Origin of the sequence: Pseudomonas sp. MCal1 (assembly GCF_026341415.1) — a bacterium.
GTDB lineage: Bacteria > Pseudomonadota > Gammaproteobacteria > Pseudomonadales > Pseudomonadaceae > Aquipseudomonas.
The window spans coordinates 1-12510 of the sequence record NZ_JAKUMP010000001.1 but is presented as its reverse complement, the minus strand read 5'-3'; the positions used below and the strand labels follow the sequence as shown (position 1 = coordinate 12510).

Here is a 12510-nt window from a genome sequence, read left to right as displayed (position 1 = left end):
CAGTATAGAGAGCAATTGGCTCATTCAAGGTGCAATGCCGCTCTTCGTCGGATTGTCGCGCCGCAGCAGTCAGGTCAATTTGACTCAATGGCAGTCAGATTGACTCGATATCACGAAGGTCATAATGACTATCAAATCTGCGCAGCCCCTGATATTCAAGGCTGTCCGGCATGGCCCGAAAATTGACTGACTCACGGTAGCCATTTGGCTGAAGACCAAAAACGGGAGTTGAACATGGATCATGTTTTTCAGGGCAAGCTTGCGGTCATCACCGGCGCCAGTTCGGGCATAGGCCTGGCCGCTACCGAGCGCCTGCTCGACCAAGGCGCACGCGTGTTGGCCATGTCGCGAAAGCCCGGAGCACTGGCCGAACTGCTTGAGCGGTATCCACAGCAACTGGTCTGGCATCCCGGCGATGTCACTCAAGCCTCTGACCTTGCCTCCTTGGCCGAGCAGGCTGCGAGTCTGGGCCCGGCAAGCTTCGTGGTGCCCAATGCCGGTATCGCAGAACTCGCCGACGGGCTCGACAGCTCGGCGTTCGATCGCCAATGGGCGGTGAACGGCGCCGGAGCCCTGAACACGTTGGCTGCCCTGCGCCCGCACCTTGCAGACAAGGCGTCAGTGGTGTTCATCGGTACTTTTCTGGCCCAAATCAGTTTCGCGGGGCTGGCCGCCTACATCGCATCAAAAGCAGCGTTGATCGCCCATGCCAGGACCCTCGCGGTCGAGCTGGCGCCCCACGGCGTGCGCATCAACTGCGTCTCCCCCGGCCCGACTGCAACGCCGATCTGGTCGACATTGGGCCTGAGTGACGAAGCGCTCCGGGACGTGGCCCAAGGCGTCAACAACCGGCTTTTGAGCGGGCAGTTTCTCGAACCTGCGGCAGTGGCCGACGTCATTCTGTTCCAACTGGGCAATGGTGCTCGCGGCGTCATCGGTCAGGATTGGGTGGTCGATAGCGGTTATACCCTGAGCTAACGCGCATGCACCGATCCGGGCGTGGAATCCGTCAGCTTGCGACCTGACGAGTCCCGCCCGGCTTCGGGCAAAGCCAGACCCCAACGCGACGCAAATTCTCGACGCCCTTGCACCGTCAACGTCAGCGCCCGGCAGTCCAGATCCTGCGTCACCCATTTGCGCTTCAACGCAGCCTGCAATAACGCCGCCCCGAGCGAACCGCCTAAGTGCGGCCGGCGCATGCTCCAGTCCAGACACGTCGGCACCAATGTCAGGGGCAAAGGCCGGCGATGACGATTGCCAGCGCCACCGTAGGTAAAATCCTTGCTCATGACATCGACCTGAAGCGGTTCGCCTGGCATTACCGCCCTTCGCTGAACGGGCGAATTCCGCTGTTCAGCGAAGTACGGGCTTAGGCGTTGCGTAATTCGATCGTCAGGTGCGACAACTCATGCACCGGTGCCAGTCGTTCGCGAATCGCTTCAGCAGTCACGCCAGCCGCCGCGACTACGCTGACAATCGCCGCCCGCGCCTGCGGGCCGACCTGCCAGACGTGCAAATCGCTGATGCGTACGTCATCGGAGGTTTCCAGCAGTTCGCGGATCTCCTCGGCCACCGGCTCATCGGTGGTATCGAGCAGCACGGCGGCGCTGTCGCGCATCAGGTTCCAGGCCCATTTGGCGATGACGACGGAACCGACAATGCCCATCACCGGATCCATCCACACCCAGCCCAGATAGCGACCGGCCAGCAGCGCGGCAATCGCCAGCACCGAGGTCAACGCGTCTGCCAGTACGTGCATGTAGGCTGATCGCAGGTTGTTGTCGTGATGGTGATGATGACCGTGATCGTGGCTGTGGTCGTGACTATGGCCGTGGTCATGATGGCTGTGATGGCCGGCCAGCAAAAACGCACTGAGCAGGTTGACGCCCAGTCCGACCACGGCGATCAAGGTGGCTTCGCCGAACGCCACGCTGGTCGGCTGGAACAGACGGAAAACCGATTCCCCGGCAATCCCCAGCGACACCAGCCCCAGCACCATCGCCGAGGCAAAACCCGCCAGATCGCCGACCTTGCCGGTGCCGAAACTGTAGCGCCGGTTGTTGGCGTTGCGCCGGGCAAAACCGTAGGCCGCCGCCGCGATGCCCAAGGCGCCGGCGTGAGTCGCCATGTGGAAACCGTCGGCCAGCAATGCCATCGAACCGGTGAGATAACCGGCGGCAACTTCGCCGATCATCATCACGAAGGTCAGAACCACCACCCACAGCGTGCGGCGGGCATTTTCATCGTGGGAAGCACCGAGAAACTGGTGGTCGTGGGAAAAGTCATCAACCTTGAAGGTCATGATATCGGCGCTCACTTGGAATATCGGCGGATGGCCAGCAACAACTCTTCCACGCCTTGGGCGCGGGCCTCGTCGCTGAGGTCGGGACGGGCGACATGCTCGCGGGCGTGGGCCTCGATGAACTGCTCCATCAGGCCGTTGATCGCCCCGCGAACCGCCGCCATCAAATGCAACGTCTTGGCGCAATCGGCCTCGGACTCCAGCGCTTTTTCGACGGCCTGAACCTGCCCGGCAATACGCCGGACGCGGTTAAGCAACTCGCCTTTGTGTTCGTGCGTGTGCGACATACCTATACCCCCTACCCCTATATGGCGAGCATAGTCGCTGTTCCGATCGAGAGGGGCAAGGCCTGTTTTCGACCGTCCGTCGCGGCTTGAGATTTTGATGTGGAGGAATGAGACGGCGCCGCCTCTGGAAGGCTTTCAGAGGCAGGGCCGTTGGGAACCCTCGTCTGTCAGGCCCATTGCAGTGGCGGGGACGACGAGAAGCAGAGATCTACGTCCAGTTGCGCTACGGCCGACAGGTTGACCAGCGCATCCAGAGAGAACTTGTCGATTTTGCCGTTGAGTAAGTCGTTGAGGCGCGGCTGGGTGATGCCAAGACGCTTGGCCGCCTCCTTCTGCGGAAGCTCCCAGGCACGAATCGTTTCGCACAGCGTGCGCATCAGCTTGGCCCGCAGGCGCATGTTGGCCGCTTCCTGCGGCGTGTCTTCCAGTGCATCCCAGACGCTTGAGAAACGCTGGGAAGAGTTTTGATGATCCGTCATGGTTCAACCTATTTCCTGGTATCTGGCCCGTGCCAGTTCTATGTCTCGCGTCTCGGTTTTGCGCGTGGTCTTTTGCAGGGCGTGCAGCACATAAATCGCGTCAGGCCGGTTGACCACATAAAACACTCGAAACGCCCCTGAATCCTCGGTGATTCTGATTTCATTGACGCCCCGCCCGACTGTTTTCATGGGGCGCCAGTCAAAGGGTTCGTCGCCCTGTTGCAACAGATCCAGTTGGAATCCTGCAGCTCTGCGAGCATCGAGGGGAAAAGCTCTCAAATCCTTGAGCGCACTCCCGACAAACACCACGTCCTTGTGTCTTGGCATTGGCTTCTCCTGTGTTGGAAGGAAAAGCGTAATAGCCCGGACGGAATCGTGTCGCGGCGGTGTGTTGCAAGGAATGGCAGCGATCACATACAGCAGACTATATCGAAACCGATATAAATCAAGTTTGAATTGGCTTATCTGACATTTGGTATCACAAAGCAGAAATTGGCGAGTCGGCACACTTGTTAAGCCCACACAGATCCCCTGTGGGAGCGAGCTTGCTCGCGATGGCGGACTGAAAAATGACGCATCATTTTGCCCCCATCCGGGAGGCTACATTGCCTTGCGCCTTTGCCTACAACTACGCCAGAATCCGCCGGCTTGTGCGGTTTTGAGGGCGTCGGTAACTTGATTCGCATCACTGAATGGTCAGTGAACGGGTTTAGTCGCTCGATGATTTCTCAAAACTTTACATGTGCTCCAGACAAGTCAGGTGACCTTCATCTGCACTCTATGGCGGCTGTGTGCAGGGCACCCTCGGGTGCGCCGGTTTTGGGAAGTCGCCGGTCGACTAACCTGCGTACAGCTGCCACCTATTCGTTTAGTCGCGAGGTGGTGTCGGCATCACTTTGAGGCTTTCCCGAATGTTCAAATACGTTCCCGATCCACCCGAAACAGACGTACCCAACGAGTCCGACCCGACTTCGCCCTACTCTTCCACCGACTCAAAAAAACTCCACGAAGCCGCCGAGCGCGCCCTCGATCATTACCTGAAACCCACCGCCCCGAAACAACACTGCCCTAGCCGCATGTTCCTCATAGCCCCCAACCAGGATCAACATGCCCTGCTGGCCCACGCCTGCGAATCGATGACTTCGGCCAGCGTGATGCTCAGCGACTTCGCCGCGCTGCTGGACCCGCCCTACCGCAGCACCGTGCTGGGCATCGCCCAAGTGGTGATGTGTGGCGAACTGGCGGTCAATCGGGCGCTGGACACTCTCGATGCCACGACCTGAGGAACACCCATGGAAAGCAAATCCGATGCACACATCGTCGCCGCTCTGATCTCCATCGGCCTCAACGAAAAAGACAGCCAGTGGGCCCAGAAAGTCTGTCTGCTACTGCTCGAGAGCGAACGAAAATCCATCGTCACTGCCGCACTCAACGCCCTCACCCAACTCGCCCGTGACCATGGCGAACTGGACCGCAATCGACTGCTGCCCGCACTCACCAGCGTAAAGCGCCGATTTCCAAGCCTGACCGGCACGGTTGCCGCGACGCTGGATGAGATGGCGATTGCCGCGTAACGCCCCAGGTAAAAAGGCAAGAAAAAACCCGCTGGCTCCGTGAAAGGAGACAGCGGGTTTTATGACCTCAGCAGTGAAACGGGCAATCAATCCTCCCGCGTCAAAACCTCCAGCAACTCAATCTCAAACACCAGATTCGAATTAGGCGGAATCTTGCCCATCGTCCGCTCGCCATAACCCAGATGCGCCGGCACCAGCAGCTTGCGCTTGCCGCCCACCTGCATGCCCATGATCCCTTGATCCCAACCCTTGATGACCCGGCCCGTACCGATCACACACTGAAACGGCTTGCCCCGGCTCCAGGACGAATCGAATTCGGTGCCGTCTTCCAGCCAACCGGTGTACTGGGTGGTGATCAACGCGCCTTTGACGGCGGCTTTTCCGTCGCCGGGCTGAAGATCGATTATCTGCAGTTCATCATTCATGACTTTCACTCTATTGTTCCGCTGGCGGCCGTTTTCCCAGAAATACCGGCCCTTGGCAACCGTTTGACCCCGTGTTGGCCGTGATGGATGATGGCCACCCGCCACCCATCCCGAATCGATACGCCATGTCAGCGATGTTTGAATGACTCAACTCTGGATCGGCTTTGCCATTGTCGTTGTGCTGATGGTCGTGATCGCCGTTCTGATCCGCCGAGTGCGCGAGCTTCGTCAGCAACTCGCCGAGTATCGCGAACTGCTCACCCGAGCGGCCGAAGGACAGAACATTCACCAGGATGGCGACGCCGACCGCTTCAAACGCAGCCAGTATTTCGCCCGGATCGGCACCTGGGACTGGGAGGTCGACACCGACCGGCTCTACTGGTCGGATGCGATCTTCGGCATGTTCGGGTTCAAGATCGGCGAGGTGACACCCTCCTACGCCCTGTTTTGCTCCTGCGTGCACCCCGACGATCGCGCCAAGGTGCGCGCCGGAGAATTGCGCTGTCTGGAAACCGGTGAAAACCACGATGAGGAATACCGCGTGGTCTGGCCCGACGGCACGATTCGCTGGCTGCGGGAAACCGGCAACGTGGTACGCAACGATCACGATGCGGTGATCAAGATGATGGGCGTGGTGCGCGACATTACCGAAGAAAAGGCTTCGGCCAGCTATCTCCAGCATCTGGCCCATTTCGATCCGCTGACCGGTCTGCCGAATCGGCTGGTGCTGGAAGAACGGCTATCGGAAGCACTCGAACATGCCCGCGTGACCGAGACGCGGGTGGCGCTGGTGTTCATCGATCTCAACGGCTTCAAAGCAATCAACGACCGCTACGGTCACGCCGCCGGCGACCGCGTTTTGATCACTTCCGCCACTCGCCTGAAACGCATCCTGCGAGTCAGCGACACCGTCGCGCGGATCGGCGGCGATGAATTCGTGGTCATCCTGCAAGGCCTCGCCCCCGGCCTGAACCTGCAGGACGAAGCTCGCAGCATCTGCCAGAAAATCTTCATCGAATTGTCCCCACCCATTCCGATCGGCAACGACCAACGCCACATCGGCACCAGCCTCGGCGTCGCCGTATTCCCCGACCACGCGCCGACCATGGATCGCTTGCTGCACATTGCCGATCTGGCGATGTATGAGGCCAAGCGCAGCGGGAACAATCAGTATCGGTTGGGTGGCGGACAGTTGCTGAGTCATGGCCGGGTTGATTGAGTCCCCAGGCTATTTCTCGACCGGCTGAATCGCCACAATCGTCCCGTTGGTAATCATCACCATCACGTATTTATCGTTGATCTGCACCCACTGCGCCTGCGGCTCTGGTTGCTTGAGGCCTTTCTGTTTCCAGTTTTTGATGGCTTTTTCGCTGCGCTGGTAGATATCCGGGGCGCGGTCGTTGACGTTCAGTTCGCGTTTGCCGGTCGGTGATTGTTCGACAGTATCGTTCGAGGTTTGCGCCGCTTGAACGAGTGGGGTGATCCCGGCGATGCCGGCGACGAGGGCCAGGCTGGCGATTAGGGTCTTGTTGTTCATCGGTGAACCTCCTTCAGATGTGTGATACCTGAACTCCGACTGCGGGGTTCGGGAATCATTCCGTGTTTTTGGTCTCGGCTGACCGAGAGACTGTAGTCGTCAAAAAGACCGCTATCGCTGGCAGGCTGAATCATTAACTCCATTCTGCGGATTCAGGCTCGCGTTTACGCTTGAACAGTTTACTGAACATCGACAGTCGCCATTTCTTCGCGGGTGAACAACCAGTACGGCGCCTTGCTCAATGCAGCCCCGCCGCTTTGCAGGCATCGACGAAGTTGGTGCCTTTTTTGTCCATGGCGTGTTTGACCAGCGCGTTGGCTTTTTGCAGCGCGGGGCTGGGTTTGGCCCATTGCTCGGGAGGCAGGGGTTGCGACCAGGCTTGCACGCTGTCCGGCAGGGTCGGACGACCTTTGCGGTGGGCCCATTCGGCGATCAGGTAGGGCATTTTCCAGAAGGTCAGGACGCGGCGGACGTACCACCAGCGCAGGGGCCATCGGGTGCGTTTACCGTAACCGTAACGGTGGCGCTGTTCGGCGGTCAGGTCTTCGGCGCCATCGTCTAACGAGCCCATGAAGCGCGCTCCTTTACGTTCAATTTCAAACGTATGCAGCCCTTCATAAGGTTTGAGCTCGTCTTCGGTCGGAGTCAGCCCCAGCAGAACGAGCATGGGATTGGGCGTATCCACCAACTCCCCTTCCTCCATGTAATTGCGAATCGACGCCCACATACCCAGCGCATGCACGTCGCTGGGCTGGGCCATCAGGATAAATTGCACGGTGTCGTGCTCTTCGTCCTCCAGCCCCATGCCGAAGGTGTAATCACGCAGGGCGCCGTAACCGGTGACACCCTGACTGCGCGCGACCCAGGCCACCACACTTTCCCACGGCACGATCAGTACGCGATGAGTGGTGTCGTCGATGTAGCAGACTTCGCGGCGTTGGCGGTTGAAGCGCACGGGGTAGCTTTTGGCGAGGGTTCGGACGTTGGAGAGCATGCCGTAGATGAAGGCGCCGATGGGAATAATGAACAAAGATGCCCCCGTCGCGAACACTTGAACTACATTCCCGATAATGTCGAGAAACTTGCGGTCAATCTCTGGAGGGCTTGCAATCACGAGCCACAAACAAATGAGTACAGGTGCAATAAAAGCCAAAGCGAAAGCCAACCATATCTGGATAGCCAATCTTTTGCCCAATTCAACCATCCCGAAGTTGCTCCCCCCCAACTCCAGATAGGTTTCGTTCATCGCCGAAAAACTACGCCGAGACACCTGGGCCTGTCCGGTGTAAACCGGCAGCGGCGCCAGAAACAGGGTTTCATTCAGCCCGCGGACCCGCAACTCCCCGGCGCTCGGTCGTTGGCTGCGAATGTCCGGTGCCGGGTCTTTGGTTTCGGGCTTGCTTTTACGCTTGAACAGTTTGCTGAACATCAACAGTCGCCATTTCTTCGCGGGTGAACAACCAGTACGGCGCCTTGCTCAAGCCATCAGGCAAGGTTTCGACGGGGTCGAGGGTGAACCGGCCCTGGGCCGGCAAACGTACACCACGTTCCGTGGCGATGCGCAGATCGCGCAGGACGAAACAGGTGCGGTGTATCAGGTCACGCCCGGTTTCCAGTTGGTAACCGATGTTGAGCGCCAGGGCGAAATCCGATGTTTGCAGGGTATCGGAGACCGGGAACTGCAGGGTCAAGGCTTCGTCCTCCTGACTCACGACTACGGCAACTGCGGCCCACGCGGCGCTGCTTTCCTGCCAGCGCCGGGGTGGCAGCTGACTGTTGTAGGGACCGGGAATCGGTACGGCACGGGTCTGTTGATGGGCCAACAGTTGCAATTGACGGCTGTCCATTTCCCGGGTGCGCACACCGGGCAGTCTGAGCTGCAAACAGGTGCGCTTGCCCTCGCGGATCAGTTCGCAGGTTGGCTGTTGCACCACCCTTGCCAATGCGCTCCAGTCTTCCGGCAGGCTGCGTTGCAGGTCGGCGGTGCCCCAGGCACTCGCTTGCAGCCACTTTTGCAAGGCGTCCAGATTGAAGTAGTTGTACAAGCCCTCGCCCAGCAGTTGCAGAGCCGTACCGATCAAACCCACAAGGTTGGCCTGGGCGGCGATGCCCAGCAGTCGGGGACTGGCTTCAGCCCAGGCAAGGGCTCGTAGTTCGACGGGGTTCTTCATGACCTGGCTGATGATCGAAGTCGTGTGCTTGGTGCCCCAGGTATTGGTCCCGACAAGAGTGACGTCGCCGGCAATTTGCAGGGTCGTGGCCGCTAAAACCTGAGGATTGCCTTCGGCCAATGCTCTGGTCCATTGCATGGAGTGTTTACCTAAATCAAAAGCGGCTGCCAACGCGCCGAACCCGAATGCAGCGTTCCCTGCAATACCACTCCAACGCCCTAAGCGGCTCATGGTGTTGAGTTTTCCAGCGGCACTAAACATTTGTTCGATATGCGCTTGGAGGACCGTCACTGACAGCCCTTGCACTGCAGCGAAGCCTGCAGCCGACATTCCTACCGATGACTCAAGGAGTGCCCATAAATCAGGTGAAGACGACGTTTCCTTTTTGCTCAATGAACTCAGCATCTCAAAAAACTTCTGCCCCTGATAAACAAACAGCAACAACGCAATCCCGTCGCCCTTGGACTTCAACGCACTCGCCATCGGTTTGCCAAACGTTCCCGTCGCGCGGAAATCACGCACGGTACGCTGCATTTCTTCCCGTAACCCCGGGGCCATGCCGTCGATCACCGTGCCGATCTGGCCCGGCCCGCTTGAACCGACGGTCAGGGCGCGACTGAGGTTGTCTTCCAGCGGCAGGAGCGCGGCCTTGAGCTGGTTGATCCGCTGGTTGTGCACCTGCTCACTGCCTGGGGCGGCGAGGCCGTAGATCTGCCGCGACAATTCGCGATGACGCAGTTTGTAGGTCTCACTGAGCTGGCGACGCAGGTCGAGCGCGGCATCGCGGCTCTTGTTGAAGGCCTGAAACTCGGACGCCGACGCTGCCCGCAAGGTCAAGCCGCTACGGGAAAACTCGCGCAGCAGCTGCAGTCGCGTTGAGATACCGAGACTACGGATGAAGCTGGCTGGGTCGACTGGTTGTTGGCGTTTGAATTCTGAGTGTGCCCGATTCAACTGATCCGCTGCGATCAGTTGATGCGCCGGCACGTAAGCCCCATCCAACAAACTCTGCAGCCCACTAAACCGCCCATTCAGATCCGCAAAGTTGGGTAACCGCTCATTCATCAAGCTTCTGAACTGATTGGTCAGCACGTTAACCGCATCAAGACTTTCCTGCGCCGCCGCGGCCTTGATCGAGAAGCTGCTCAGGTCCATGAGTTTCTTGCTCACGTCCCGCTGATCGGCCAGGGTCAAGGTGTCCAGCCCTGGCACGACGGTCAGCAGGTTGCTTTCCAGATAGGCCGCCAGTTTTTCCGTGGCCTCACTGTTCCAGCACAGGGCTGCGACGCAGAGGAACTCGGTTTCAAGGCGATGGCGGATATGTTCGTCGTTGCGAAAGTCGTAATACCAGGCCGCCCGGTGAAAGTGACCGGCGACGATCATGTCCAGGCGATCTTCGCGAATGGCCTGCAAGCGCGTGTGCCAATGGCTCAGCAGCGTCTGCTGCTGGCTGACGAACGCTTGCATGTCGGCGCGGTTGATCAGGTGATCGATGCCGCGCTGGCCGAGCTCCTTTCCGAACAGCGCCTGCCATGTCTGCAAGTGCAGTGCCGCGATAGTGTCTCGGTGTTTTTGCCAAAGCACCTGACCCAGGGCGTCCAGCAGGTTGACGGTCGCGCGCGCATAAGGATCGGTCGCGGCCACTTTTCGCCAATGGTCTTCATCGCCAAATATTGGCCGCCCGGCGTGGTCGCGTTTGGTACGCAAGTAGTCCTCAATGACTGCCTGTTGCTCAGCGTTGGTTTCGTCCCTCAGGGCTTTGGCGGCGGGGTCGGTGCTGGCCAGTGCATCAAGGCGTGCCGGGGTCACTTCGTACAACGACTGGATGTAGGCGCCGGTGAGGTAGCGACGCTGGGCGGCCTCATCGCTACTCCAGTGATCGAGCCAGTCCGCGACCTTCAGTTGGGCGCTGGCCAGGTCGCGCATCACACCAAAGTCGTCACGCAAAACCAGAAACAGGTAATCGTTCTGATGCGCCCCAAGCACTTGGCTGGTGAGGGTTTCTATCGACGTGTTCTTGAACAGTGATGTGTCTTCCCAAGCGTAAGACTGGCGTTGCTGCGGGTTGGCACCCTCGGGCAGATCCATTGGCGCGGTTTTTTCCGCAACCTCGGCCAGCCAGGTATCCGCCTGACGTCGGCTCAGCAGGTGCATGCCGCCCTTGTCCGGACAGGCACTCGCCAGTTCGATACGTTGCATCCAGTGCTCACGCTCAGCGACGTCCTTGAGCACTTGCGAACATTTGTAGGCCGTCCACTGGATTTCCGAATAGCTGGCGAACAACGTGTGCTGCCGGGAGAACACCAATTGCGGCTCGCCAATCGACGTGGTGCGCATGTCGCTGGCGACTTCCCGGCCCTTCCAGACCAGTTTGCTGATCTGGCCTTGCTCAATGCGGTATTCGTGCAGGTAACCGGTGCCGTTATCAATGATGTACAGGTAGCCGTCACGCAGCAGACGAATGCCCAACGGTTGGCTGTTCAGCTTGAGCGGTATGCTCAGTTCGGCTGAAGGATCGAGGTTTTCCACCAGACCGTAGCGCAGGGGCAGCAACTGCACTTTTTCGCTCATCAAGAAGCACTGCCCCATAGGTGAGCGGATGTCTTGGGCGCTTTTGGCCAGGGCGGCGATATTGGCGGCTGTCATGACAAATCTCCCGGCAGACGGGTCGAACGTTCATGCGCCAGCTCGGCAGCGCGTTGCACGCGTTTCAGCGGGGACTGCTGTGAAGGCACGGTCAGCAGCTCGACAATGTCCGGGTGACTCTCCAATGGCTGCCCGGCCAGATAGCCCAACACGTTGGCGTAGAGCGTGATTTCCTGTTCTGAGGTGAAGCCTTGTTCATAGGCCTGTTGCGCTGTTTTTTCGGCAAATCGAAGGCGTTCCCGATCTGCGCAGGACGCCATGAATCCGGGGAAATACCGCCGCAAGTGATCGTTGAGGCCAATCACCGACTGATGAAACTGTGCCTCTCCCAGCGCCGTGAGTTCCCCTTCGGTCAACTGATAGATCTCGGGGGTGTCGGGCGCGGCATGATCCACACGTTGATGTTGTAGCCAGGTGGCCCGAAGCCCATCAGGCAGGCACAGATGCTGGACGGGGCCAAACCAGCGTGTGCTGTTGGCCTGCTGCGCAAGGTCGAGCAATTGATGCATGACAGCGGGATCGCCGATGCGCAGCATGACCTCCACCGTGCTCGGATGTTTGACGGCGAGCAGACGACGCCAGTGCTTGCAGAGCGTTGCTGTATCAGCATCGCTGAACAGCAAAAATCCCCATTCCAATGCGGCGCTTTCCTGAAAGTACGTCAGCAACGGATCGTCTGCGCCGTTGAGGGTGATCAGGTACGGCGATATATCTGCCAGTTCCTGCCAGCGCGTGCCTTGATAGAGGCAATACGCCGGGTTGTTCCAACGTTGCAGGCATTGCGGCAGATCGGGGGTGCTCACACCGTCCAGCAGCAAGTAAGCCGGCACGGACCAAGGCAAGTCATGGGGTAACGAAGGGAGTTCAAGCATCGGCCTCTCCACGTGGTTGGGTGGCTTCGCACACCGAGCAGATCGGCCTTCTGGCCATCAGGGCCAAACGCTGTGACTGGAGCAATACGGGGGCCGGAGGTTTTTTTTCGGTTGATGGCGTTGCTGATAACGCCGCGATACCCGCCACCGGCGCACCACCCTCGACAATCGCCACGCTGCTGAAGATCCCGCCCGAATTGATCACGATGTGATGCCC

The 12510-nt window shown here is 59.2% G+C and carries 14 protein-coding genes and 2 pseudogenes; 5 read left to right on the top strand and 11 right to left on the bottom strand.

Annotated features, from left to right (window positions below):
• The first annotated feature begins 234 nt into the window (after positions 1 to 234).
• Positions 235 to 978: an SDR family NAD(P)-dependent oxidoreductase gene (locus MKZ87_RS00080; protein ID WP_085705075.1), complete on the top strand. Its 744-nt coding sequence runs from the start codon at positions 235 to 237 to the stop codon at positions 976 to 978.
• Here MKZ87_RS00080 and MKZ87_RS00075 read toward each other — a convergent pair.
• Positions 975 to 1214, bottom strand: a pseudogene (locus MKZ87_RS00075) (transcriptional regulator); the annotation flags it as partial. The gene MKZ87_RS00080 and the pseudogene MKZ87_RS00075 overlap by 4 nt on opposite strands.
• Before the next feature lie 3 nt (positions 1215 to 1217).
• On the opposite strand from MKZ87_RS00075, the pseudogene MKZ87_RS00070 reads away from it, so the two are divergent.
• A pseudogene (locus MKZ87_RS00070) lies at positions 1218 to 1373 on the top strand (cytochrome P450); the annotation flags it as partial.
• On the opposite strand, the gene dmeF reads toward MKZ87_RS00070, so the two are convergent.
• The 4 genes from dmeF to MKZ87_RS00050 all read right to left on the bottom strand — a co-directional run bounded on the left by dmeF (position 1370) and on the right by MKZ87_RS00050 (position 3395).
• Positions 1370 to 2302 carry a CDF family Co(II)/Ni(II) efflux transporter DmeF gene (gene dmeF, locus MKZ87_RS00065; RefSeq protein WP_266200030.1) on the bottom strand — a complete coding sequence of 311 codons (933 nt, stop codon included), beginning with the start codon at positions 2300 to 2302 and terminating at the stop codon, positions 1370 to 1372. The pseudogene MKZ87_RS00070 and the gene dmeF sit on opposite strands and share 4 nt — an antisense overlap.
• 11 nt (positions 2303 to 2313) lie before the next feature.
• Positions 2314 to 2589, bottom strand: coding sequence for a metal/formaldehyde-sensitive transcriptional repressor (locus MKZ87_RS00060; protein ID WP_085698135.1), 276 nt, complete (start codon positions 2587 to 2589; stop codon positions 2314 to 2316).
• 167 nt (positions 2590 to 2756) lie between these two features.
• Positions 2757 to 3068: a helix-turn-helix domain-containing protein gene (locus tag MKZ87_RS00055; protein WP_266200029.1), complete on the bottom strand. Its 312-nt coding sequence runs from the start codon at positions 3066 to 3068 to the stop codon at positions 2757 to 2759.
• Positions 3069 to 3071: 3 nt separating this feature from the next.
• Positions 3072 to 3395, bottom strand: coding sequence for a type II toxin-antitoxin system RelE/ParE family toxin (locus tag MKZ87_RS00050; protein WP_065258430.1), 324 nt, complete (start codon positions 3393 to 3395; stop codon positions 3072 to 3074).
• Positions 3396 to 3979: 584 nt separating this feature from the next.
• Between MKZ87_RS00050 and MKZ87_RS00045 the strand changes: the two genes are divergently transcribed.
• Together MKZ87_RS00045 and MKZ87_RS00040 are read left to right on the top strand one after the other, a co-directional pair.
• Positions 3980 to 4351, top strand: a complete 372-nt coding sequence (locus MKZ87_RS00045) for a DUF6124 family protein (protein WP_266200028.1) — start codon at positions 3980 to 3982, stop codon at positions 4349 to 4351.
• A 9-nt stretch (positions 4352 to 4360) separates the two neighbouring features.
• Positions 4361 to 4642: a hypothetical protein gene (locus MKZ87_RS00040; protein ID WP_266200027.1), complete on the top strand. Its 282-nt coding sequence runs from the start codon at positions 4361 to 4363 to the stop codon at positions 4640 to 4642.
• Between the two features lie 86 nt (positions 4643 to 4728).
• Here MKZ87_RS00040 and MKZ87_RS00035 read toward each other — a convergent pair whose 3' ends face one another.
• A complete protein-coding gene (locus tag MKZ87_RS00035) occupies positions 4729 to 5067 on the bottom strand; it encodes an FKBP-type peptidyl-prolyl cis-trans isomerase (RefSeq protein ID WP_007952931.1) in 339 nt (112 codons plus the stop codon).
• A 142-nt stretch (positions 5068 to 5209) separates the two neighbouring features.
• On the opposite strand from MKZ87_RS00035, the gene MKZ87_RS00030 reads away from it, so the two are divergent.
• A complete protein-coding gene (locus MKZ87_RS00030; protein WP_266200026.1) occupies positions 5210 to 6286 on the top strand; it encodes a diguanylate cyclase domain-containing protein in 1077 nt (358 codons plus the stop codon).
• 9 nt (positions 6287 to 6295) lie between these two features.
• Here the strand turns inward: MKZ87_RS00030 and MKZ87_RS00025 are convergent, their stop codons facing one another.
• From MKZ87_RS00025 to MKZ87_RS00005, 5 genes are all read right to left on the bottom strand, one after another.
• Positions 6296 to 6604: an RcnB family protein gene (locus MKZ87_RS00025; protein ID WP_085698130.1), complete on the bottom strand. Its 309-nt coding sequence runs from the start codon at positions 6602 to 6604 to the stop codon at positions 6296 to 6298.
• Positions 6605 to 6842: 238 nt separating this feature from the next.
• Complete coding sequence (locus tag MKZ87_RS00020) at positions 6843 to 8033, bottom strand: DUF6708 domain-containing protein (protein WP_266200025.1); 1191 nt, start codon at positions 8031 to 8033, stop codon at positions 6843 to 6845.
• Positions 8008 to 11421 (bottom strand): toxin VasX, encoded by a 3414-nt coding sequence (locus MKZ87_RS00015; protein ID WP_266200024.1) that lies wholly within the window; start codon positions 11419 to 11421, stop codon positions 8008 to 8010. Before MKZ87_RS00015 ends, MKZ87_RS00020 begins: the two co-directional genes overlap by 26 nt.
• A complete protein-coding gene (locus MKZ87_RS00010) occupies positions 11418 to 12239 on the bottom strand; it encodes a DUF4123 domain-containing protein (protein ID WP_266200023.1) in 822 nt (273 codons plus the stop codon). The genes MKZ87_RS00015 and MKZ87_RS00010 overlap by 4 nt, the downstream gene beginning before the upstream one ends.
• Positions 12240 to 12285: 46 nt before the next feature.
• Positions 12286 to 12510: hypothetical protein (locus MKZ87_RS00005; protein ID WP_266200022.1), on the bottom strand; the 225-nt coding region annotated here is incomplete at its 5' end.